The organism is Okeania sp. SIO1H4 (assembly GCF_010672695.1).
Lineage (GTDB): Bacteria > Cyanobacteriota > Cyanobacteriia > Cyanobacteriales > Microcoleaceae > Okeania > Okeania hirsuta.
In genome coordinates this window covers 1-23,697 of the sequence record NZ_JAAHGB010000013.1, presented here as the reverse complement: position 1 = coordinate 23,697, position 23,697 = coordinate 1, and the positions used below count along the sequence as shown (strand labels likewise).

General features: G+C 33.5%; 19 protein-coding genes and 1 pseudogene. 6 read left to right on the top strand and 14 right to left on the bottom strand.

The features are described from left to right. Positions 1 to 24 precede the first annotated feature (24 nt). The 7 genes from F6K06_RS12530 to F6K06_RS12500 all read right to left on the bottom strand — a co-directional run bounded on the left by F6K06_RS12530 (position 25) and on the right by F6K06_RS12500 (position 9,335). Positions 25 to 930, bottom strand: coding sequence for a hypothetical protein (locus F6K06_RS12530; RefSeq protein ID WP_287243704.1), 906 nt, complete (start codon positions 928 to 930; stop codon positions 25 to 27). 532 nt (positions 931 to 1,462) lie between these two features. Continuing rightward, a complete protein-coding gene (locus F6K06_RS12525) occupies positions 1,463 to 2,326 on the bottom strand; it encodes a sulfotransferase (protein ID WP_287243702.1) in 864 nt (287 codons plus the stop codon). Between the two features lie 23 nt (positions 2,327 to 2,349). Next, positions 2,350 to 3,186 carry a hypothetical protein gene (locus F6K06_RS12520; protein ID WP_287243700.1) on the bottom strand — a complete coding sequence of 279 codons (837 nt, stop codon included), beginning with the start codon at positions 3,184 to 3,186 and terminating at the stop codon, positions 2,350 to 2,352. 269 nt (positions 3,187 to 3,455) lie between these two features. Beyond that, the gene (locus tag F6K06_RS12515; RefSeq protein WP_287243698.1) at positions 3,456 to 4,409 is read right to left on the bottom strand and encodes an NAD-dependent epimerase/dehydratase family protein; all 954 of its coding nucleotides are present in this window, start codon (positions 4,407 to 4,409) and stop codon (positions 3,456 to 3,458) included. Positions 4,410 to 4,478: 69 nt separating this feature from the next. After that, entirely contained in the window at positions 4,479 to 4,832 is a 354-nt protein-coding gene (locus F6K06_RS12510; protein ID WP_287243697.1) for a hypothetical protein, read from the bottom strand. Between the two features lie 176 nt (positions 4,833 to 5,008). Beyond that, the gene (locus F6K06_RS12505) at positions 5,009 to 6,718 is read right to left on the bottom strand and encodes an AarF/ABC1/UbiB kinase family protein (protein WP_287243696.1); all 1,710 of its coding nucleotides are present in this window, start codon (positions 6,716 to 6,718) and stop codon (positions 5,009 to 5,011) included. Between the two features lie 1,462 nt (positions 6,719 to 8,180). After that, complete coding sequence (locus F6K06_RS12500) at positions 8,181 to 9,335, bottom strand: DegT/DnrJ/EryC1/StrS aminotransferase family protein (RefSeq protein WP_287243694.1); 1,155 nt, start codon at positions 9,333 to 9,335, stop codon at positions 8,181 to 8,183. Between the two features lie 434 nt (positions 9,336 to 9,769). Here F6K06_RS12500 and F6K06_RS12495 point away from each other — a divergent pair, with 434 nt between their 5' ends. The 3 genes from F6K06_RS12495 to fetB all read left to right on the top strand — a co-directional run bounded on the left by F6K06_RS12495 (position 9,770) and on the right by fetB (position 11,728). Further along, on the top strand, positions 9,770 to 10,009 hold the full coding sequence (locus tag F6K06_RS12495; protein ID WP_124154889.1) for a hypothetical protein: 240 nt from the start codon (positions 9,770 to 9,772) through the stop codon (positions 10,007 to 10,009). Between the two features lie 80 nt (positions 10,010 to 10,089). Beyond that, positions 10,090 to 10,221 (top strand): hypothetical protein, encoded by a 132-nt coding sequence (locus tag F6K06_RS12490; RefSeq protein ID WP_282433634.1) that lies wholly within the window; start codon positions 10,090 to 10,092, stop codon positions 10,219 to 10,221. Between the two features lie 736 nt (positions 10,222 to 10,957). Beyond that, entirely contained in the window at positions 10,958 to 11,728 is a 771-nt protein-coding gene (fetB, locus tag F6K06_RS12485) for an ABC transporter permease (RefSeq protein ID WP_124154888.1), read from the top strand. Positions 11,729 to 11,960: 232 nt separating this feature from the next. On the opposite strand, the gene F6K06_RS12480 is transcribed toward fetB, so the two are convergent. From F6K06_RS12480 to F6K06_RS12455, 7 genes and pseudogenes are all read right to left on the bottom strand, one after another. Next, positions 11,961 to 12,113: a hypothetical protein gene (locus tag F6K06_RS12480; RefSeq protein ID WP_124143489.1), complete on the bottom strand. Its 153-nt coding sequence runs from the start codon at positions 12,111 to 12,113 to the stop codon at positions 11,961 to 11,963. Between the two features lie 8 nt (positions 12,114 to 12,121). Continuing rightward, positions 12,122 to 12,265: a hypothetical protein gene (locus F6K06_RS12475; RefSeq protein WP_240038788.1), complete on the bottom strand. Its 144-nt coding sequence runs from the start codon at positions 12,263 to 12,265 to the stop codon at positions 12,122 to 12,124. Between the two features lie 87 nt (positions 12,266 to 12,352). Continuing rightward, positions 12,353 to 12,718, bottom strand: a pseudogene (locus tag F6K06_RS33920) (sulfotransferase family 2 domain-containing protein); the annotation flags it as partial. A gap of 349 nt (positions 12,719 to 13,067) precedes the next feature. Further along, entirely contained in the window at positions 13,068 to 14,999 is a 1,932-nt protein-coding gene (locus F6K06_RS12470; protein WP_124154887.1) for a hypothetical protein, read from the bottom strand. 203 nt (positions 15,000 to 15,202) lie between these two features. Next, positions 15,203 to 15,856 carry a nitroreductase family protein gene (locus tag F6K06_RS12465; RefSeq protein WP_124143487.1) on the bottom strand — a complete coding sequence of 218 codons (654 nt, stop codon included), beginning with the start codon at positions 15,854 to 15,856 and terminating at the stop codon, positions 15,203 to 15,205. A gap of 271 nt (positions 15,857 to 16,127) precedes the next feature. Next, on the bottom strand, positions 16,128 to 16,340 hold the full coding sequence (locus tag F6K06_RS12460) for a hypothetical protein (RefSeq protein ID WP_287243690.1): 213 nt from the start codon (positions 16,338 to 16,340) through the stop codon (positions 16,128 to 16,130). 15 nt (positions 16,341 to 16,355) lie between these two features. Continuing rightward, positions 16,356 to 17,339, bottom strand: a complete 984-nt coding sequence (locus tag F6K06_RS12455) for a GntR family transcriptional regulator (RefSeq protein ID WP_124143485.1) — start codon at positions 17,337 to 17,339, stop codon at positions 16,356 to 16,358. 1,331 nt (positions 17,340 to 18,670) lie between these two features. Here F6K06_RS12455 and F6K06_RS12445 point away from each other — a divergent pair. From F6K06_RS12445 to F6K06_RS12435, 3 genes are all read left to right on the top strand, one after another. Next, positions 18,671 to 19,408 carry a dienelactone hydrolase family protein gene (locus F6K06_RS12445; protein WP_124143484.1) on the top strand — a complete coding sequence of 246 codons (738 nt, stop codon included), beginning with the start codon at positions 18,671 to 18,673 and terminating at the stop codon, positions 19,406 to 19,408. Positions 19,409 to 19,695: 287 nt separating this feature from the next. Then, positions 19,696 to 20,610 (top strand): S1 RNA-binding domain-containing protein, encoded by a 915-nt coding sequence (locus F6K06_RS12440; RefSeq protein WP_124143483.1) that lies wholly within the window; start codon positions 19,696 to 19,698, stop codon positions 20,608 to 20,610. A 965-nt stretch (positions 20,611 to 21,575) separates the two neighbouring features. Continuing rightward, positions 21,576 to 22,718 carry an EcsC family protein gene (locus F6K06_RS12435; RefSeq protein ID WP_124143482.1) on the top strand — a complete coding sequence of 381 codons (1,143 nt, stop codon included), beginning with the start codon at positions 21,576 to 21,578 and terminating at the stop codon, positions 22,716 to 22,718. The last annotated feature ends 979 nt before the right edge of the window (positions 22,719 to 23,697 follow it).

Genomic DNA, 23,697 nt, shown 5'->3' with positions numbered 1-23,697 from the left:
TAACTAAATATATTCAAAATTATACTAATAACTCTCTAATGCTAAAGTAGTAGGTATAGAAATATTCAAATCATTGGCTCTTTGAATATACTCCTCAATTCGTTCTTGACAATGTGATAAACTAATATCTTGTTTGCCACTATATTTTTTCTTAGTCTCTTTTCTCTGATTAATTTTTTGAGTATACATTTTCTTAGTGGAATCAGTTAGACTAATTTTTAGTTGCTCAAACAGTGATTCAACCTTAGCAAAATTATTTAACTCTTCTAAGCAGACTTCATAAGTATTTATCCCTGGATATTCTTGCTGAAATCTCTTCGCCCTAGCTTCTATATCAATTAAATAAGCTATAGATAAATCCCACTGGTCTAAGTTTACATCCACGTCAATACAGGGAATAGCAGCAGTAACAGCATTAGGACTAGACATCCAAAACTTCCAAGCCTGATTTTTATCAGAAAAATACCCTAATTCAATAAAACTTTTTAAAACTTTTGGTAAGTAGCGACGTAAAATAATCACCTCTATTTTGGGAAAATCCTGAGCAACAACATCAAAAAAAGTTTTAATAAACATATGGTTTGTTTCACAGTATATCTTGTCATCAGGAATTTTTAAAAGTATGTCTTTAATAGCAGAGCTTTTAAACCTTCTTTTGGAAAAAGATGTTGCGTACTCAGATTTATTAACCATCGTTAAGTAATCACCAGTCATACTCGGACTAGGTTCATGATAACTAATAACTTCCTCCGCAGTTCCTAAAAGTTCTGATAAATAATTAGAACCAGAACGCCCTGAATTAATACAGAAAATTAGTCGATGACTCAGAATCTTATTATGATTAATAGAATGTTGAATTTTTTGAATAATTTTTTGCTTCCCCTTACTAATTTTGCTAAACAATGAATTTATCTTGGGTTGGTTATTCAAAATTTTTCTCCACCTTTAATAATATGTTTATTTGTATGATTTATCTATAATTTTTCTAGAATAATAATTCTAGATAATTATTCATAATCCAATAGGGTTTAGATAAGACTAAAAGTGATAAGGTATGAAACCATGATTAGTAGCTATAGCAATCCTATTTTATTTGTGTATAAAAATCTTACTGCTTTTCGGGAATTGGGAATAGGCAATGGGCAATAGGCAAGAGTTTCGGAGTTTATTTCTAGTTTTTGAATTGTTACAACCTATGCAAGGATTGCTATATAGCAATCTTATTCAAGTTGTAATATTTTGGTGGCGATTAGTATTCAGGACTCAGGAACCAGGAGTCATAATTTGCTCATGTTTTCAGCTCAGATTAACTATTATAAAAAAAATTGTCAAAACTAATGGGCGGATACTATATTGGGATTACAGAACTGCTAAAAAAAATCTTTAACGGGACTGTATCGATCTATAGACTCATCTACTTTCTTCCTTCTACTTTCTGCAAAAAATCCTTAACTGAACTGTATTATTCATAATCCCACTCATAAGGTGAGTTTTTATTACCAACAATGGCATAAAATTCTCTGATAGTATCTTCTGTCATTTCTGTTAGCCAGCTAGTATCTAATTTAATCAATGAATTGGTTGAGTTTTGTTTTTCTTCTAGAGAATTTTTATACTTATTCATTGAGGTACGAGTTCCTGTATTTCCTGAAATTATATTGTGTTCATATTTCCAATAGTCAAGCATTTCTGGCCTAAATTCTATACCTAAAAAATCGCAAACTTGTTGAACAGTTGCTGGAAGTTGAGTTACTAACATCTCATACCTAACTAAGATTTTGTTTTTATAAAAGTTGTCAAAAAAAACTTCATTATTAGTAACTCTTTCTAGCCAAAGGTAACTAATTTCTTTAACAGTCATATTACGTCTTTTTTTGAGATAAGAATTTAGCACTGCTCTACCATCACGGACTAAATGTAATAAATAAATATCAAATTCTTTCTTTAACTCTTTTAGCCGCAACATACTTGAAATCCAGTATATTGTCTTAGTAGAATCTACAATAATATCAGCAGGGGTTTTAGAAGCAATAATTGAGTAAGGACGAAATATATGATCATTAACAATTTCCCTGAAAAATTTCTCTACTTTTAAAGGAATAGCAGGAGATATTCTGGCATTTGATAACCCTAGAGAAAGATTGTGTAATTCTTTTTCACTAAACTGATGACTCCAAAAATCATCAAGTTTACCTTTCTTATTGAAGTCTGGCAAATTACTTAATTCTCCCACTGTAAAACACTGAGGATGGCTATCTAAAATTAATGACAGTAGAGTAGAACCACAATAAGCTGTTCCTAAAATAAACAGGACTTTTTTTTTCATAATAATTATGCTCCTGATTTGATTTATTTTTGTCGCCAGTACCAACGGTTTACACTGGTAATAAACTTTTGCATTTTCACCGGAAGAGTAAATTCTAATCCAGCAACTTTGTAGGGTAACTCTCCTTGCAACATATACTTTTTAGTAACTGTAAAGTTAGCCGGAATTTCTAAACCCATTTTTTTAAAGCTAGAAGCACAATTTTCTGTTAACTCTCCTCGATGAGTGCTTTCTCCAACTATAACTAAATTTTTTTCAGGGACATAAAATTTTTCTCCTTCTAGTTTTTCTTTTGGGAAATCATTCATTTCTGCTGCCTTAAAATTATAATCTGGAAAAGATTCAAACATTCTTCTGATAACTTTAACCCTAACAAATTGAGGTCTCCAAGCAGACTTCATCACCCTACCATTTGAAAAAACAGTTTCGTATAATACCAAACCACTGTTTGTCAAAAGCTTACTATCTTTTTTAAGAAATTTATCAGTATGAAAATAGGGTTTGGTTGCAATGACTAAAAATGAGCAAATCTGAGGATCTTCAATTGTCTTAACCAGGTTGTATATTTCTTGTGCCTCTCTATCTCTAATTCTGGCAAGATAGCGATCGTCCATGCACCAGTATATCCATTCATTATCATCTAAGTCTTGAAGCAAAGTTAAGACAGTTGCTTTAATGGGAGATTCTGTTTTAATGAATTCTATTTTATCTCCGTATTTTTTCTTGATCGATTGGGGATAGTTATCACTGTAAGGAACCCGATATGTGAAATAGTTATTTCTCCAGAGCTTCTCATAAGTTTGGATGGTATGATCGGCAAATGGCATATACTTGTCGCAGGTTAATACAACAGCTTTCATTAGTTACTTTAAAGGTTAACGTTAAGACAATGGATAAATTATTCACTTTATTATATAAATCCTATTTATGTTGTAATATTTTCCTGGTAGAGGCGATTTCCTGCGGAATGCTGCTCAGATCGCGAATCGCCTGTACAGGAGTCAGGAAAAATGTGGATTATAGAGCAATACGGTTTCCTACGGAATGCTGCGCAAACAGATAAGACCAAAACTAATAAGGTACAATCTATAGACTCATCTACATTCCTTCTTCCTTCCTTCTTCCTTCTTCAAAAACTATAGAGAGACTGAACCCATTCCCATTCTCTTTGCAATCCCTCTTTCAAAGAAACTTGAGGTTGATAACCTAAAATTTTCTGTGCCTTAGAAACATCTGCACTGGTATGACGAGCATCTCCCCTCGCTTTTTCCACAAAATTTTTCTTAATTGGACGCCCCACTATTTCCTCCATCGTGTTAATAACTTCTGCCAATACAACCCGACTACCTCCACCAACATTAAATACCTCACCCACTGCTTCAGGTACTTTACCTGCTGCTAAGTTAGCTGCTATTGCATCACTAATAAAAGTAAAGTCCCTAGTTTGCTGGCCATCTCCATAAATAGAAATTGGCTCATCTTGCAAAATCCACTTAAAAAATTTATGAAAGGCCATATCAGGTCTTTGCCGGGGGCCGTATACTGTAAAGTAGCGTAAATATACGCAGGGTACACCAAAATTCTGATGATACAACTTACCTAATCGTTCTGCTGCTAACTTAGTAATTCCATAAGGGGATACTGGTTGAGGACAAATAGTCTCAGGAGTGGGAAAAGTTTCAGCATTACCATATACAGAAGAAGTAGAAGCATAAACCAATCTTTTCAAATTAGGAGCATCTTTAGCAGCTTCTAAAATTATTTGAGTAGCATTTATATTACGCTCTGTATAAGAACGAAAACCTTCACCCCAACTAGCACGAACACCTGCTTGGGCAGCTTGATGATAAACTATATCTATATCTGCTAATAACTCTGACCAATTTAAAGATTGAATATCATTTTCTATTAGTTGGAAAGCAGAATGGTCTTTAAATTGAGAAATATTCTGACGCTTCAAAGCAGGGTCATAGTAATCATTAAACTGATCGATTCCTATTACTTTTTCTCCTTGATTTAAAAGAGTTTCTGCTAAATGAGACCCGATAAATCCACCAACACCTGTTACGATAATATTAGTCATTTTTTCCTATATTCAAGTGGCTATTTTTTGCTGAAACCGGGAGTCAATTTATCCTAATGTTGAAAAAAATTAACTCTCTTCTGTTATGCTCCGTTCCATCTTATCTAAAATTTTAGTAAGCTGAATCCAGACAACTAATCCAGTTGCTACAGTTAAAGGCAAACAAATAGAATAGGCAACTAAGTTAGTAAATCCAAATAATTGTAAACTTGAGGATAAAAATATTAATGCACCACTAGCAATACCTAAATAGGGAAGCTGTAATGTTAATCCTCTCATACTAACTATATTACAAGTAGAAGGATTTACTGACCAATCTTTAACCAGTTGCTTAATTAATTTGGCAAATACTATTCCTGAAGATAAACTGATTAATAAACCAACTGCGATTAGAAAATAGGGAGGTTGAGGAAGACTATACACAAATATTTCCTTAATATTTCCTTGATTTATGCTTTAGATACATTGAGGAATATATACTACTGAATTACAGAATTATTTGTCAAAAAAACATTTTATTTTCAATTCATTATCTGACTTTACTAAAATTAAAAAATAAATTCTTATCTGTAATTCAGCAATATTCAGACATCAAGTCATTAATTTAATTTTTGATTATTTGTCATTGCCATTACAGAAGGTAAAATTGCAGTAGCTCTCTGTGTAGAAAATTCAGCTAGAGCGCCTAAAGCAATATTAAACAAACGACTTGGTTGAAAGTCATCTTGAATTAGACCCCACAAACGAGTAACTTCTTCGGTGTGAATTCGGTCATCTTCTACCATTGCTAGTATCAATTTTTTTCGGAGAAATTCACCCTCTTCACTCAAAAGATATTGTAAACCTAATTGAGCAGTAGGTAGTATATCAAAATTTTGGTCTGTCTGAGCTATGCCAATCAAATTTTCTAACCTTTGCCACTGAAACTTTCCATCTTTAAACAATACCTCAATTAACCGACGACGTAATGCTGGGGACTCACCTTTTAATAATCTTCTTGCCACATAAGGATAAGCAACATCAACTATTCTGAAATTTGGATTTAGGGAAAGAGCTAAACCTTCCTCGGTGACCAAAGAACGAATAATTAAGGCAAACTTAGCCGGAACTCGGAATGGGTATTCATACATTAGTTCCGAGAACTTATCTGTAATTGTCTTAAAGTTAAAATCCTTAACTTTCTCACCCATAATATTTCCCAGCACTATTTCTAAAGCTGGTACAATTGGCTGAATATCTACATCCGGTGCCAAAAACCCAAGCTTGACAAAATCTTTAGCCAACTCTTGATAATCTTTGTTAATCAAATGAATGACTGAATCAACCAAAGTTTCTTTAGTATCCTGCTCCAATTGATCCATCATGCCAAAGTCAATGTAGGCCATCCGACCATCTTTTAATGCAAATAAGTTACCGGGATGAGGATCTGCATGAAAAAAGCCAAACTCTAGTAATTGACGTAGACCGCTAGTAACCCCTACCGTAATTAGAGTATCAGTATCAAGACCTGCTGCTTTAATTTGTTCAGTATCTAATAATTTCAGACCATCAATCCATTCCAAGGTCAAAACATGGATGGTAGTATAACGCCAAAATATTGATGGTACCTTCACACTTGGGTCATCGGCAAAATAAGTAGCAAATCTTTCTGCATTTCGCCCTTCATTGATATAGTCAATCTCTTCAAATAGCTTTGTGCCAAATTCATCTACAATCAGAGATAAATCGTGGCCAAGATTGAGAGGTAACCAGGGAGCTAACCAACTTGCTCCCCAACGCATTAAGAATAAATCGAGAGTAATAATAGGCAGTAAGTTTGGTCGTTGAACTTTTACTGCTACTACTTCTCCGCTCCGAAGACGCGCCTGATAAACTTGACCCAGACTAGCTGCTGCAACTGGTCTGGGAGAAATTTCGCTGTATATGTTGTTGATGTTTTGGCCTAACTCTGTCTCTATAATCGAGATTGCTTTCTTATTATCAAAAGGTGGTAACTGGTCTTGTAGTTTTGTTAGTTCTTCTAAAAAGTCTTGACGAATTAAATCTGGTCTTGTGGATAATGCTTGGCCTACCTTAATAAATGTTGGTCCTAAGCGAGTTAGGATTTTTCGCAGTTGGGTAGCTCGTTCGGGAGTATCTTCAACTTTGTCATATTGCCATTTATCCCATAATACTCCTAGTAGAAAACTAGCAAAAGACAAAACTATAATGAGAAATCTCCAAATTACTAACCAGGGACGGTAACGGTAATATTTAGCGATCGCTTCTGGGTCGTACCGTCTTGTTGAATTAAAGTGATTGTCATCCACTTTTAATATTTTCCTCTTAAATTTTATATTTTTTATTTATTAAGTTGAGTTAAAGAAGCGGTCAGCACTCAGCACTCAGCTTTGTTCATTTTTTTTAACGTGGGAGAAGGGGATACGCTACTTCTCCTAAACTATTGCTTGTGGTTGTCGGGAATTTTAACCAAAGCTGCTAAAAGTTGATAGCTAGTTACACATGACTTAAGTCTGTTTGGCTTTTATCTGGCAAATCGCTATATATAGTGTGGCACTATAGTTTTTGTTTACTATATATAGGGTTTTTGCGTAAGTCATTTGAAAAATAGGAGATGGTATTTCTCCTTGGCTTTTATCTGGCAAATCGCTATATATAGTGTGGCACTATAGTTTTTGTTTACTATATATAGAGTTTTTGTGTAAGTCATTTGAAAAATAGGAGGTGGTATTTCTCCTTGGCTTTTCTGTGGCAAATCGCTATATACAGTGTGGCACTATAGTTTTTGTTTACTATATATAGAGTTTTTGCGTAAGTCATTTGAAAAATAGGAGATGGTATTTCTCCTTGGCTTTTATCTGGCAAATCGCTATATATAGTGTGGCACTATAGTTTTTGTTTACTATATATAGAGTTTTTGTGTAAGTCATTTGAAAAATAGGAGATGGTATTTCTCCTTGGCTTTTCTGTGGCAAATCGCTATATACAGTGTGGCACTATAGTTTTTGTTTACTATATATAGGGTTTTTGTGTAAGTCATCTGAAAAAAGAAGGTGGTATTTCACAACAAAAATAACTCAAAGATATTAGCAGTTTCTAAGTAACGGGCAATTGTTATCTTTCTGTATTTAGCTATATTTCTAGAGCTTAGAGCTGAAAATTTTCCTTCATCTTTTTGTTGTTTGTTGCACCTTTTTTCTTCTTAACTAATGGCAAATTTTAAGTGATTCAGAAGGTATAAAAAAATTTATCCCTGCTGTATTAAATTAAATTTTTTTTATTTTTATTAAGTATAGTATACAAAACTACAAATTTCAAAAATAAATTTTAAAGAAATATTAAAGTTAACACTATCAAAACTTACCGAAAAATTAAGGTATAAAGCCTCTCCATTCATGGAGAAAAAAGCGGTCGATCTTCGTAGCTTCCCGTAGGGTGGGATGGCGAGGAGACCTCACCATATTCAATGGACCAAGAGAAGAAAAAAATTCCTTGTACAGCAGTTTTTAAATGGGTAAACCATAGTTAAAAAGTTAGGTGGTAGGTGGAGCGGTGGTAAGCGAAACAAGGACTGCAAATTCCACAATAGATGGCTGACTTTGTGGTCTACTCGAATGAAAAGCGCTGTAACCCAATCCTTTCCTTTCAAGAAGAGGTAATTCTAAATTCTAAATTTTAAATTCTTGAAGCATTTTTCCAACAAAAACACTATATATACCATAGTGCTATAGTTTTTATCTGCTATATGTAGTACCTTGGCGTAATTTCTGACTATAAAAGTTCTTGTAAACAATCCTTCAAAGCAAATATAACTTGTTCTTGTTGTTGAGTAGAAAGTTCCGGAAATATAGGCAAGGACAAAACCTCATGACAAACTTTTTCTACCACTGGCAACTGACGGAATGGCAAAAATTTGTAAACTGGCTGTAAATGTAAAGGAGTAGGATAATAGACCGTTGAACCTATTCCCTTTTTTTGTAACTGAATGCGAATCAAATCCCGTAGAGAATTAGAAAAACGAGACTTTACTGTAGCTTCTAAATCTTGACTTTTGACCCTAATCGTGTATTGATTCCAAACACATCTACTACCAGTCAACTCTTGAGGAGGAACTACAGGAGTTATTCCACTCATAAATTCAAAGTAACGATTTGCTAAATCCCGACGTTGCTCATTCCAACTATCTAGATAACGCAACTTAACTTGTAGAATTGCAGCTTGTATGGTATCCAAGCGACTATTAATACCGATATGTTCATAAAAATATTTGGCAGACTGTCCATGATTTTTGAGCATCCGTACTTGGTTAGCGATCGCCGAGTTATTAGTAGTTAAAGCACCTCCATCTCCAAAAGCTCCCAAATTTTTAGTAGGAAAAAAACTAAAACAACCAATATCACCAAAACTTCCTACTTTTTTTTCTGACCATTCAGCCCCTGTAGCTTGGGCACAGTCTTCTATAACTATTAAATTATGGGAACGAGCGATCGCCATTAACCGAGTCATATCTACTGGTTGACCAAATAAATGTACTGGCAAAATAGCTTTTGTTTTTTCAGTTATTGCTGATTGGAGTTGTTCAATATCTAAGTTAAAAGTCTGGGGGTTAATATCAATAAAAACTGGTGTTGCTCCGACAGCACTTATTGCTTCAGCGGTGGCGAAAAAAGTGAAAGGAGTGGTAATTACTTCATCACCAGACCCAATATTTACAGCTCGTAAAGCTAGAAATAGAGCATCAGTACCAGAGTTACAGGATACACAATGAAATACATCTATATAGTTAGCAAATTGTTGTTCAAATTCATCAACAATAAAGCCACCAATATAGCGACCAGAGCTGAGTACTTCTTGGACTCTGCTGTTTATTTCTTCAGCAATTGATTTATACTGTTGTGTTAAATCTAGGGGAGGAATATTAGTCATATTCAGAGTTAGAAATTAAAGAATAAAAGGCTAGTCAAATTTCTTGATATGATAACTGACTTAGAAAATCAAGCTACTGTTAACGTGAGTCTTGTAATAGCAATCCTAAATCATTTGTGATAATTTTATTGCTTCGGTGTTTCTCCCATACCTGTTCCCTATTCCCTATTTCCTAAAATATACAATATCTCATAACTTAAATAAGATTGCTAAAATACAATTTTAGCTACAATCTCAGGATAGATATTTTCTAGTATTAACTCAATCAAAACTTTACCTAATCTATAACTTTAGGTAGTAGTATAATTCTTTTTATATTTGATATATTTGCATCTAGAATAAATGGTTGAATTTATTGCCAAGACAAGTAAAATTTCAATTGGCCTAAGAGTAATTAGAGTTTTCTATTACTTAACTCATAATAGGAGAATACAATGTCAAAATATTCTGTGATAACAGTTGATAACAAAGAAACTGGAAAAAAAGAGAATGTGTATTGGGAAGAAGAAAAATATTACTATGGTGAAAAGTTAATAGAGAGTATACAAAAAAGATGTGCCGATCGCTTTGGTGGTTTAGTTTGGAAAGTCATACCTGATACTTATAAGTCAGGTCTTGAAAATCCTCCTGAACCAGCTATAGATTATGATGACTTGAGTGAGGCTATTAGCTAATATTAAAGTTAATTCCAAGCATCCTTAAAGTTAATTCAAAGGTAAGCATTCAGCAGTCAGCTAGGCTCCTATCGGAGGAAATGCCTCTTGCAGAGGAGCTAACGCTAACTTTAACAGCTATCAGCTTTATTACCTTTAAAGGAGAAAAAAGCAATTTTATCAAAGCTTCAGAGTACGAATATGTGGTGGGGAATGTAGTAGAAATTAAATGAATGCTTGCTTTATTCATTAGACATCTCCAATAATAAAAAATCAAATCAATTATTGCACAGCAATTATCAATTCTTTCTCCCTATTCCCTACTCCCTACTCCCTCATTTGGTGGAGATGTCTATTAAAAAGCTGTTTGCGCAGCATGACCTAGTAATAGCTGACCGCTAATAGCTGTTTGCGCAGCATTCCGCAGGAAATGCTTACATTTAAAGAATCCTCATATCTGCAATTCTAATTAACTATTCCTAGCTAGGTCTTCTAAAAATTAGAATTTCAGAATATACATTAATATAAATTAGTCATACCTCACTAGAAAGCATAATACTTCTAGTGAGGTTCATTATGATTTTTAATAACTAGGGTTTGCTGAAAAGTCTTTTGGTGAGGGTAGGACTCAGGAGGAACAGAGAACTATATAGGAGGTAGGAGGAAGAATTGTCAAAGTGATTTTTCTGCTCTTGTCTGCCTAAAATACTGATTTTTTGTACTGATTTTTTGAGCTTTTTAGACTGAAAAACTGACAGTTTTTTCGACTTAAAAGGAACTTGGCTTTATCTGTCAATGTTTTGAGAGTTAATCAGCAAGCCCTAACTAATATAAAATTCAACATACCAATTTTATATGAAGTTGCACAGAATTATGAAATTTATTAACCTGTATGTCTTAATCTACTGTCAATTCTGATTAAAATATTATTCTATGAAACTTCTTATAAATTTGGTATAAGTAACGAATATGATTCAATTAACAATTACAGATATAGCTATGGCTTTAGGACTTATTGCGATAGCTATTGGTCTATCAGCTTGGCAAAAATTAGGATTAGAATGGCAACTATTAATAGCGACAATTCGTACTATTGTACAGTTAATATTTGTTGGCTATGTATTAGAAATAGTATTCGATTATAAACAACCTTGGTTGGCGCTCGCTATAATTACTGTTATGTTAACAGTTGCTTCTGTTGTTGCTAAAAATAGAATTAGTAAAAAAATACCTCGATTATTACCTTTAGTTTGGGGTTCGATTTTAACCAGTACCGTTTTAAGTATCAGTTATACCAACTTATTAGTTATTCAACCTGAAACTTGGTACGAACCTCAATATTTAATTCCACTGGTGGGAATTGTATTAGGAAATGCGATAAATGGAGCAGCGATCGCTGGAGAAAGACTTGTCAGTATAATTAATTCTAGTCCGGTGGAAATTGAAACTTATTTAAGTTTAGGGGCAACTCCACAAACAGCAGTTGCTAAGTATAGAAAAGATGCTATTCGTGCTGCATTAATACCGAATTTAAACCAGATGATGGTAATTGGAATAGTTACACTTCCTGGAATTGTTACTGGTCAGTTATTAAGTGGTGTTAATCCTTTGGATGCTGTGGCATATCAAATGTTAATTATGTTTCTTTTGGCTTTTGCAAATTTGGTGACAAGTTTATTAGTTACTTATAGTTTATGTAGACAATTTTTTAATCAGGATGCGCAATTGCAAAATTTATAAAGAAGGAAGAAGTAAGAAGGAAGAGGGAAGAAGGAATAAGAAAGAATAAGAAAGAAGAAAGAAGGAAAGTATATGAGTCTATAGATCGATACTTTATGAGTTTTGGTCTTAATTTCTCTAAGACTAATCTTCAATAATAGTGAGTCCAAGATATATAGCATTTTGATAATTAAGTGAAAGCTTCATCTAATTTTCCTTGTTTCTTGAACACTACTCCTAAATGATAGTGATTTCAGGGAAAATCTGGTTTAATTTTAATAGCTTGATAGTAAGCTTCTATTGCTTCTCCATAAAGATTATTTTCTCGAAAAATACCACCTAGTGTATGATAATAAGCCCAATATTTTTTGGAATTAATTCCAATTCCTTGAGCATAAGCAATCAAAGCTTCCTCTAATTTTCATACTCTTGAGTATAATGTTCTGGTTGTTCTTTTTCTTTATCTGAAATTGAAACATTGTGATTATTTTGATTTTCACTACCATAATTTTCTAATAAACCAATAACATTTGAATTACATTCACCGATTACTTGCATTTGTTCGGCATTCAAAAATTCATAATAAGGGCGGTTGTCATCTCTGAAAAATCCTTTATCTTTTGGTAAATATCCATCGAATGGTATATTTAATTTCTGACAGACGAAAGTTAAATCTGAGCGAATATTTTCATATTTACCAATAAAATAGACTGCTAATTTATCGTTGATTGTGTAAATATTCCAATTGTTTTTTGATGAATTAGAATAGTTATTTTTTAGCCAGTCGTTAAATTTAATAGATTTGTTTCGACAGCTAAAATAGTACCAAGATATAGCTCTCTCAAAAGGGTTTCTTTCAAAACAAAACTTGTAGTAGCTATCCCAAATCGAAGATTCTATTACATTTTTAATCTCTTTAGCAGTAATATGATTGAAATACTTTTTGTATTCATTTCCCTGAGCATCAAAATCTAAATAATTTTGTTGTCTTTTTCCAAGAAGTTTTCTGATAGCTTCATCTTACAAAGATATAGGAGTAATTACATCATCGTCACCACAAAATCTAGATAAATAAATTTCAATTGATGTACCAGAAGTCTTGATTGTTTTCAGGAAAATAAATTTATATTTGTGAGAAATTATCATAATGAAAAGAGAAAATTAGAAAAGTTATCCAATTGAGCGATCGCTTCTAAAATACAGCACCATGTTTCGACTTTCAAAAAGTAGCAGTTTTCTGATATTTAAGACTTTTATCTTCACTAAATTCTCACTCTAAAAGTATGATGTTAATTACCAACACTCCCCTGCTCCCCTGCTCCTCTACTCCCTTACTCCCCTACTCCCTCACTCCCTCACTTCAACTATTAGGAATATGAGCAGCAACTTTTAAACCTTGTGGGTTATAAACCTCTAAAGGAATCTTGGCATTATTACTAATAGCCTTCAAAGCTATCTGTAAAGTTTTCAAATGTTTTTCTAGTTGAGTCAAACTCTTTTGATCTTTATTATTTTTTAAATCCTGAGCTGTTTTCTTAATTTTATCCACATAGTCAGAAGTTAAACGTACAGTAATTAAATCCTTCGTAATACTATATTCGCAAATTTTCGGTGTCCCTTTACAAGTTTTACTTAAATCTTGACCAGCTTTAGCTATAGTATCCAAAAATCTCTGGTTAGCTTGTGCTATCTTCAGAATAGTATCATAAGATTTAATGAGAGGTTTTGCTTTAGCAAAATAACTAGAAGTAGTAGGTACTTCTTCAGCAGAATTTAGAGCATTTTGCCAATATTTCACAGCATCTTGCCAATTATCTTTTGTCTCAAAAACTTCAGCTTGTTTCGCATAACTAATAGCTTGATCATAATACTCTTCACCAATTTGTTCTATAATTCTACGTTCCTCAGCTAACTGAAGTTTTTGTTCATACTGAGGGAGTAAATTTTTAGCTTCTAAATAGGCAGTTGTTTGTGGTGGAACAGAAGATATTTTATCCAAGGCATCTTCCCAACTTGAATATACACTTTTCCAGCTTTCAGGAAACTGAGCTACTACTTCTCTAGTATTTGCTAACTGAGCTGATTTTTTAGCAGCAATTAGTTTTCGATCTGCCACTTCTTCTGTTGTTAATCTACCTTTAATCGCTACTAAATATTTACGATATTGCTGTAGTTTATTCTTGGCAAAAGGATAAGCACTACTATCTCCTGGTACTTTTTCTAGTAAGACAATTGCATTTTGCCAAAGTGATTGAGTTTCTATCCAATCTTCTACTTTTAGTGGCAAAGTTTTACTATTTTGAGCTGCTTGTTGACCTTTTGCTAAAGCTTTTTGAATATTTTCCAAATGTTGAATTTCTGCTTTGTAAGTAGATTTTAAATGTTGTGACTCTAGATAATGTATTGACCAAAATGGAATTTTTTCTAAATCTTGAACTGCTTTTTCTAACTTTTCTTTTGCTTGCTTTGGAGCCAAAGAGTTTTTTGAATTTTTAATTGTTTCTAATGATTGCTGATTTAAGTCTTTTGCTGTGGGTACAATCATACATTTTCCAATCACACAGGGTTGAGTTATTGCATAAAAACAGCCTATTAAAATTGTCAAACTTAAACTGGCACTGAGAAATTCTACTTTAGAGAAAGTACTGAAGTTAACAGTTGATGTTTGTCCTACATTATGAGAATGTTTTGCTGTTCTTCTGGATTTTTTAAGAGATATATCTAATCCTTCCACATCAAAAGGGTTATCTAAATCATCCAGTAATTTTGAAGTAATTTTAATATCTGAGTTTTGACTTTTCTTTCCAGGAATATACTCTTTCTCAACATTAGTATTTAGCTCAGACTCTAACCTAATAGATATCTGTTCTAAATTTTTTAAATCAAATGGATTATCTAAAGAATCTAAAAATTCAGGTGTAATTTTTACTTGATCGCCCATATCTCCATCTACCCATCTTGGGAGAAAAGTTAATGTAGACTCTTCTTGCCGACTCTTTGTAAAAAATGAATGATAAGCATAAGGATATATATGACCAATCGCATTTAAACAAATACCTACTTTCTCAATAGATTCTAGTGGTTGTTTTTGAACTATACCTTTTAACTCAGAAATTGTTTTCTCTCGATCTATCACTAAATTTGCTGGATGTTCACAAATCACTAATAATGTTCCAGCTTTTAAATCACATTGAATTTTACAAGCATCATTGAAATTTCTCAAAGATTGCCAGCTTTTTTGTAAATTATCCTCTAATATCTGAGTATTAATATTTCTGATTGCTGTTTTCATTTTCTAGTTAATAATTTGATTGTTTAATTTGCTAGCTGTATTAATTATTTTAGGAATTATGCTTTTTAATTTTGTAATTAAATCAATAATCCTGAATATAAAACTACTAATAATACCATTTGGATAAATATCTGTTATAAATCCTTGTTACATATAAAAACAGTTTTGTCACATTTTTTAGTCAAATTAGTATAATTGGTCGATCATACAAAATTCTGTCCATAGGTTTCTTGAAAGCAAACCTGGCTCAAAGAAAGACGTCCACCATATTTTTTAAATGGTTCAGCAGCATAACCCATAGCTAATAGACAGCAAACATCTACTTGCTCTGGAATATTAAATGCTTCTTTAACTTGAGATGCAATAAATCCTTCGAGAGGACAACTATCAACCCCAAAACTACTAGAAACGAGCATAATTTGAGCTACTGCTAACATTACTTGCCTATTTATCCAAGCTTCCATAGACTCAAAAGAAGAAGGACTTTCAAACATTTTAGGGATTGAATTTTTCATATAATCTGCATAAGTATCATTGATAGCTTCATGCTCTTTGCGCAACTCAATTATAGATTCTATATATTCTGGTTTAGATACATGGCGATCGCCACAACAAATTAAAACTACTGGAGCTTCTCCTACCTGGCGTTGATTAAAAGCACAAGCCTTAAGTCGTTCTTTATTCTCTTGTTTTTTAACCACAATAAAACGCCAAGGTTGTAAGTTAAAACCAGAGGGAGCCATCATACCAAGACGTAAAATTTCTTCTAGGATTACATTAGGAATTGAATTTTTACTAAATGCACGAGCAGAGCGACGCTTCTCAATAGCTTGCTTTAAATTAATGCTTGGTTCCATAAAATAAAAATATAATTTGTAGTTGAATTTTTTTATTTCTTTGTTATTGAACTATAGTTTTTCTATTTTAAGGTGTGAAACTAAGATTGACATAAAAATGGAATAAGAAGAAATTATAGATATAGAAATCCTAAATTAGTTGTGACAATTTTTATAGTAGTTAATTTCAACTGAAAACTTCTAAAATTATGGCTCTTGACTGTCACTCAAATATTACAAATTAGAAAGGATTGCTATAGAGATTTTTTAGTAATCCTATATTCAGCAATTATTAGGTCTCACAATCTTTATAGCGGTTTTCACAAAGGTAGACTTGCATTGCTTCTGCCTTCTGCCCTCTGGCTTCTGCCTTTAAGCCAAAATCTCTGTATTCTATGTTAATGAAAACTGCTATAAAAATACCATATAAAGTTATAGCAGTATAAACATCGGAAATAGGGAATAAATTAATATTAATTTTATCTAATTGTTCTTCATATTGCATAATATTTAGCATAAACTATACCAAACCCAACTCTCGTTTCAATAAATTAATTGACTCTATACCAATGTAATTTTCAAAGCAGATAATTTGTGGTGGACGAATAATATCTGCTCTGTTTTTTTGTACGGCAGCTTTAACTTTACCTTCGCTAAATTTGTCACAAATAATTATTTTAGCTACCCGCACCATAGCATCAATTTTGTGAGTTTCTTCTTGTTGAGCAGTCATTACATTTATCTCATTTCCACGCAAGCTGTAAATAATTACTTCTGCAGCTTTTAGTAGACCAGAACTGAGACTAACTATACCAAAGTAACTTCCCTGAGATAAATTATTAACCAACTTAAATTCTTGAGCATAATCATATATATCAATTGGAATCACTCGTACAGATTGAGGAGCAGCTATTTTTTCAGCTCGTCCAATGAAATATCGACTTGTGACAACCGTTCCAGAAGATACTTCATCTATAACTCTACCTAGTTCTTCCAGAGGAACTACTTGGACAGAAATATTAAGAGCTTGTTCCAACTCTTTAGCCATTAACTGTCCAATACCAATATCATTAGAGGGAGCTGTCACTAATACCCTGGCACTACAACGCAGTCGCCAGTCAATCTCAGTGAGAAACATTTCTCTAGCTTCATTCAGACTACAACCTTGGGACAGTAATTCATCCAAGCTACCCTTGACTATATGACTGGCATAGGGATACTTTTCATATATGGGAGAATTTAATTTTCGCCCCCTCTCATTTCCCTGTGCTCTGACATAAATACCTGAACCTGCTTGAGCTTCCACAAGACCAATATCTTCAAGTTGACGATATACCTTACTTATAGTGTTGCGATGTAAACCAGTTTGCATCGCAAGTTGTCGGGTACTAGGTAGTCGATGGCCAGGAGAAAACTTTCGGGAAGCTATGGCAAACCGAATTTGATTAAATAATTGGTTTGATGCAGGAATATCACTATCTGCTTTAATCTGAAAATTAACCATAGTAGAAAAAACTGCTGCTCAGAAATAAATTTTTATGCTGTAACTTACCTACACAGATGTATTAGCTTTCTGTGTAGGCTTCTAATGTTTATTAAAAACGGTCAGAACTTCCTTAGAAACAAAAGCAGTTTTTGACTTTATAATAACCACTTTGTTCTTACGGCGGTTTATAGTCACCGAACAAGTCCAGTCCGACTCGTTTCAAATTGATTGCTGCGTTTGTATCTCGATCAATTTTCCACTGTAGTTTCCGATCAAAATATTCTCTGATACTGCAATCTGTAAACACAATTTCATCTCTATCATAAAGTCATTGAGATGTATAGTTTGGTTTCCATTCTATCACTCTAGAGTTTCACTTGCCAACATCAAAAGCTTTTGCGACTACCTGAGCTAGTATGTTAAAAATTTGATTAAACGCAGCATCAGCGCCAAGACTTATTTAACCCAGACTTTGAGGATTGACCATTAGGTAAATACTTTCCATCTTCATTTTGTTTGCCTTGATTTGTGCAAGTTAATCCTGCTAAATTTCACAATTCATCAAAAAATACTTTTTTACCTGTCCGACTTAATTTGTCAGCTGTTTTATACTGAAAATATTTACGACTTCTAGCTATTTTTTGATGAATTTTACTTTCGCGTTTTGCTAGCTTTCCTCTGGCTTTACTGCCATGTTTACCTTTTTTATGTTATTACCTTGGGATACTTTGGTCAGTTGCTCTTGATTTGTTCTTAACGGTTTCAAAGAAGATAATTTATTTCCTGGTGATCTGGCTCAATAAATATTCTTGTCTAGAAAAGCATCTCAATCTATGAGTTTTTCCCAAGATTGACTGATATTCTCAACTTAAACTTATCCACCAACTATCAGTTTTTTTGTTAGTGAAACTTGTTTGATTTGAGTTCGAGCAGGTATTGTTCTAAGGGTTATAGCCTTAATTAAACCTATTTTAGGAATCAAAATATATCACCATTTACCATTAATTTACCAAAACTTTAACCAAGAATCATTACCATGAGGAAAGTTCAATTAACGAGGTCTAGATTGACTTTTCAACCTAGGCTTACCCCTTCGTTTCCTAGCCCGAAGTTACAGCTTCAGACCTGGTAGGAGTACGCAAGACGCGCAAAAGTAGGTCTTCAGCAACCTCAACACCTAAGGAAAAGGTCACAAAAAAAGGGTAATCGAACTAGATATTGAGAAATGTTTGGATAGAATTAACCACAGTGCGATAATGACACGGGTCATCGCACCCCAAAAAAGAGGGAGGAGGTTCCTCCTGATCAAAAATTGTAAATTATACGGCGGGTCTCCCGTCGCCGAAAAGATGACAGAATTAAAAATCCGTACAGCCCATATTCAAGTCCCCAACGGAGACCTAGAAATAGCTTCTTATCTAGCACAACCAGTAGAAGAAAATCTATTTCCAGCAGTAGTAGTAATTCAAGAAATATTTGGGGTCAATGCCCATATCCGAGAAGTAACAGAAAAATTTGCCAAAGAAGGTTATGTAGCGATCGCTCCCTCAATCTACCAACGTCAAGCTCCAGGTTTTGAAGTGGGCTATACTGAGGAAAATGTCAAACTGGGTCGCAAGTATAAAGAACAAACCAAAGCCTCAGAACTACTAAGTGATATTCAAGCTACTATAAATTATCTCAAAACCCTACCTACTGTTAAAGCAGACAAGTTTGGTTGTATTGGTTTCTGTTTCGGAGGCCATGTGAGCTATTTAGCAGCAACTTTACCAGAAATTCAAGCAACTGCCTCTTTCTATGGAGCTGGTATTGCCACTGGTACTCCCGGTGGTGGTGAACCTACTATTACTCTAACTCCGAAAATTAGTGGTACTATTTACTGCTTCTTTGGCACAGAAGATCCTTTAATTCCCATAGAACAGGTAGACCAAATAGAAGCAGAATTACAGAAACATCAAATTAAGCACCAGGTATTTCGTTATCAAGCAGATCATGGTTTCTTTTGTGACCATCGTAGTAGTTATAATGCTGAAGCTACTGCTGATGCTTGGGTCAAGACAAAGCAACTTTTTGGTCAAGAATTGTAAAAAAAAGTAGTTTTAGAAAGTGTTGGTCAACAAAATATTGAAGCTCGAACATCCCTATGAATTGATCTTCTCATGGCTAATAGCAAAAATCTTAACTCTTTGAGAACTAGCTAAATTTTAGTCAATATTTCAGGATTATTTTTTTGTGGCGAATAGTTTAATATTTTTGCTTCCCCCCTACTCCATACTCCCTATTCCCTGTCTATAGGTCAATAAGTTATTTTTTTCTCTACTGAAGCCCCAAAGATTAGCTATATTGAAGTAGCCTAGTGTTTTTTTTACCGTATATGAATCCCGAATCAACTAGCTCTCAAGAAAGTAAACAGTCCTTTTCCATGGACGATTTTGCTAAAGCTCTCGAACAACCTCAATATAATTATGGATTTCAAAAAGGACAAATAGTTACTGGAAAAGTATATAGTTATGAATCTGAAGGTGTATACATTGATATAGGGGGTAAGTCTTTAGCTCTTTTACCCATTCAAGAAGCTTTCTTGGGAGTAACACAAGATTTATTGGAAGCACTACCATTACAGCTAGAACGGGACTTCCTAATTATCCGTGAGCAAAATGCAGAAGGAGAAGTGCTTCTTTCTATTAAGCAACTAGAAATTAATCAAATTTGGGAGAATTTGATTGAATTACAAGAAGGTGGTCAGTCTTTCCAAGTTCGAGTAATTGGTACTAATAAAGGTGGGGTGACGGTGGACGTACAATCTTTGCGGGGTTTTATTCCGCGCTCCCATCTTTTGGCAAAGGATAATTTGGAGTCATTGATTGACCAAGTATTGACGGTCAATTTTTTGGAATTAGACCAAGAAAAAAAGAAAATTGTAATGTCTCAGCGTTTGGCTGCTCAGTCTGCTGGTTTTAGTAAGTTAATTGTTGGTCAGTTGGTGGAAGGAAAGGTTGCGGGAGTGAAACCTTTTGGTGTTTTTGTAGATTTAGAGGGTTTAACTGGTTTGCTTCATATTACCCAAGTTAGTCAAAAACGGGTTGATTCTTTATCAACAATTTTTGCCCAGGGTAATTTGGTTAAGGCGATGATTGTTGATTTGGATGAGGGTCGAAAGCGCATTTCTCTTTCTACTAAGGTGTTAGAAAATTATCCAGGGGAAATGTTGGAAAAAATTGATGAAGTGATGGAGTCTGCTGATGCTCGCGCAGAAAGGGCGAGAAAGGCTTTACCTCAATTACAATAGCAGGGAATAGGGAATAGGGAATAGTTGGAAAAATATTTCCTAGTCTAAGGTCTTTCATTAGTCTATGTTCTCATCAATTCTTTCTTAGCTATAGGTTTAATTTTTCTATTACTTTTCAGGATGGCTGAATAGGTTTTGGCACTTATTCAGCAATTTTTATAACTCAAATTTATCCGTTGATGCAATAGAACTCCGTTCTGCTACGCGATAAAACTACGTTTCGCTGAGGCGATCGCACTCCCACTCATTAATCCTCTTTTTCATTTTAATAAGCACCTGCGCAGAGCTACAGACTTGTTATCAATATACATCAAAATTCCCTGGGAAGCAAAAATCCTGTATTTATTGCATATCAAGACTTGTAGCGTTTATGAAAAGATTGCTAAAACAAGCGCAAAATCACGATTTTTCCCTAAATTTTGGCCTTCAAGAGCTACTTTCAACTTTTTTTGTGAAAATTAGTTTAAATTTCAAATAGTTTAATCAATTAAATATAAGTTTAATTAATATAAAATTATTTTATAGTCTTGTAAAAAGTAGTAAAGAGTCATTTCAATTATCAGTTATCATAAGTTTTGAAACTTATTCAGCAATTTTTATAGTCAAGATTTTATAGACATGAAATGGCAGGAAAAAGAGATAATAATCTCAATTTTATCAATACAATTTTTCAGCAAATAATTTCATCAAATCCTACTTTACTAATTAGACAAGTTTTTTTATTAGCCATAATAAATCAGGGATAATTGTCTTTTTTTATTAAGTACAATTTCATAGATAAATAATTTTCAAAAATAATCCTACTGTGGGAACTTAAAAAAAATTTTATAGATTATCAATAGGTCAGTATTTTTTCGGAAAATAATAGGAAATTACGCTATAAAACTTCAGTAAATACACTATTGTTAACAGACAAATGTGCATCTTATTCTAGATATATAAATTCATAAAAGATCAGTTTAAAGATGACTACAACTTCCGCAGATTTATCAAAAACTCCAAATCAAAATTCGTCTTTTTTAGGGTCATTATTTGGTTCAGTTAGAGGAGCAGCACAAGTAGTCGGAAACGCCACAGTTCAAGCAGCTTGTGGTGCTGGTGAAGCTATTGGTAGTGTAGCTGTAAATACAACACATAGCCTAGGATATGTTACTGAAATGGTGAATAATAGTCAATTATTGTTACCATTAACAAAAGCTCTGAAAATAGAGCTGTTAGAAATAGTTGATCGGATAGATATTGTCAAAGCTGAAACTGAAATTCAACGCCTACAACAAAAATATCCAAATGAAAGCCCCTCTGAAATTAGCCATCGTGTAATTTTAGAGAAAGCAATTTATGTTGGGGGGACAGGGGTTGCTATAAGTATTGTACCAGGAATGGGATTAGGACTCATAGCAGTTGACTTAACAGTTACAAGTGCAATACAAGCAGAAATGGTATATCAGATTGCTTATGCTTATGGATTTGATTTACGAGAACCCGCAAGAAAAGGAGAAGTTTTAGGAATTTTTGGTTTAGCAGTTGGAGGTGGTCAAGCTTTAAAAGCAGGATTAGGTTTTATGCGAAATGTGCCTTTAGCAGGTGCAGTAATTGGTGGTAGTACAAATGCAGTCATGTTATATTCCCTAGGATATGCAGCTTGTCGGTTCTATGAAGCAAAATTAGCCCCAGAAACTATGGAAACTGCACTAGAAACTGCTCAAGTTGATACCCAGAAATATTTAAAAGCGGCGATCGCTCAACAAGCTATTATGGATCAAATTTTGGTTCATGTAATTTTAGCTGGAAATCCTGGAAAAACTTGGGAGCAAATACTTCCAGAACTTGAGGAAGCTAACCTTAGTCCTGGTTCTTTGGAAATAATTCAGAAGAATATCAAATCTCCTCCATCTCTAGAAAAATTACTTGCTCAAGTCAATGATGAGTTTGCGATTTCAGTTGTAGCTCAGTGTCAAAAAATTGCTGAGTTAGATGAGGTTATTACTCCACAAGAAAAGAAAGTCCTCGAACTAATTAGTAAGAAGTTGAAGGTTGACCTAGCTGCTGTGGAAATGCAAGTCCTTCAAAGTGAGTTAGATGCTTTAGCAGGTATCCTATTGGAATAACAATAAATCTTTTAAAAAATTGAAATGAAACTGCATATTAGGAAGGCTGAATAAGTATCAAAACTTATTCAGCCGTTTTTGTAGTGGAAATTTTTGTCAATACGAAATGTTCAACAATTAACAATTAATAATTACCTCTTCTTATAAAGAAGAGGATGGAGCTAAAGGAATTTTTTTCTTTTTTCCCCATGAATGGAGAGGCTTTATACCTGAATTTTTCGGTAAGAAAAATCATCAATCTTATCAATGCTATTTTGCCATAGAACTCCGTTCCGCTGACACGATAGAATTCCATTCCGCTTCGCGATCGCACTTCTACTTACCAATGGTCTTTTCATTTTAATTAGCACCTACGCAGAGCGACAGACTTGTTATCAATATACATCAAAATTCGCTATGAAGCAAAAATCCTGTATTTATTGCATATCAAGACTTACAGCGTTTATGAAAAGATTGCGAATACAGGGGCAAAATCGCGATTTTTCCCGAAAATTTGGCCCTCAATAGCTCATTTCAACTTTTTTTGTCAAAATTAGTTTAAATTTTAAATATATTAATTAATTAAATATAAGTTTAATTAATATCGAATTATTTGATAGTTTTCTAAAAAGTAGTAAAGAGTCATTTCAATTATCAGTTATCATAAGTTTTGAAACTTATTTAGCAATTTTTATAGTCAAAATTTTATCGATATGAAATGGTAGGAAAAAGAAGTGAAAATTATCAATTTTATCAAGACAATTTTTCAGCAAATAATTTCATAAAATCCTACTTTACTAGACTAACTAAGTTATTACTGCATGACTTCTTTGCAACGCCAACCCCCTAAAAAATAGTCAAACAACACTATTACCGACTAATTGCTTTTCAGTAAAATGAGGCATCACTTCTTTAGCAAAGAGTTCCATAGAAGTTGTGGCATCTTCGACTGAAATAGTGTTAAAGTTGACCTGCATAGATGCAAATTCAAAACCTACAA

Coding starts and splice junctions, on each gene's coding strand:
- F6K06_RS12475 (WP_240038788.1), bottom strand. CDS start 12,265: ATGCAAGTAATCGGTGAATGTAATTCAAATGTTATTGGTTTATTAGAA.
- fetB (WP_124154888.1), top strand. CDS start 10,958: ATGATTCAATTAACAATTACAGATATAGCTATGGCTTTAGGACTTATT.
- F6K06_RS12525 (WP_287243702.1), bottom strand. CDS start 2,326: ATGAAAAAAAAAGTCCTGTTTATTTTAGGAACAGCTTATTGTGGTTCT.
- F6K06_RS12440 (WP_124143483.1), top strand. CDS start 19,696: ATGAATCCCGAATCAACTAGCTCTCAAGAAAGTAAACAGTCCTTTTCC.
- F6K06_RS12445 (WP_124143484.1), top strand. CDS start 18,671: ATGACAGAATTAAAAATCCGTACAGCCCATATTCAAGTCCCCAACGGA.
- F6K06_RS12520 (WP_287243700.1), bottom strand. CDS start 3,186: ATGAAAGCTGTTGTATTAACCTGCGACAAGTATATGCCATTTGCCGAT.
- F6K06_RS12465 (WP_124143487.1), bottom strand. CDS start 15,856: ATGGAACCAAGCATTAATTTAAAGCAAGCTATTGAGAAGCGTCGCTCT.
- F6K06_RS12435 (WP_124143482.1), top strand. CDS start 21,576: ATGACTACAACTTCCGCAGATTTATCAAAAACTCCAAATCAAAATTCG.
- F6K06_RS12455 (WP_124143485.1), bottom strand. CDS start 17,339: ATGGTTAATTTTCAGATTAAAGCAGATAGTGATATTCCTGCATCAAAC.
- F6K06_RS12495 (WP_124154889.1), top strand. CDS start 9,770: ATGTCAAAATATTCTGTGATAACAGTTGATAACAAAGAAACTGGAAAA.
- F6K06_RS12470 (WP_124154887.1), bottom strand. CDS start 14,999: ATGAAAACAGCAATCAGAAATATTAATACTCAGATATTAGAGGATAAT.
- F6K06_RS12490 (WP_282433634.1), top strand. CDS start 10,090: ATGCCTCTTGCAGAGGAGCTAACGCTAACTTTAACAGCTATCAGCTTT.
- F6K06_RS12460 (WP_287243690.1), bottom strand. CDS start 16,340: ATGCAATATGAAGAACAATTAGATAAAATTAATATTAATTTATTCCCT.
- F6K06_RS12500 (WP_287243694.1), bottom strand. CDS start 9,335: ATGACTAATATTCCTCCCCTAGATTTAACACAACAGTATAAATCAATT.
- F6K06_RS12515 (WP_287243698.1), bottom strand. CDS start 4,409: ATGACTAATATTATCGTAACAGGTGTTGGTGGATTTATCGGGTCTCAT.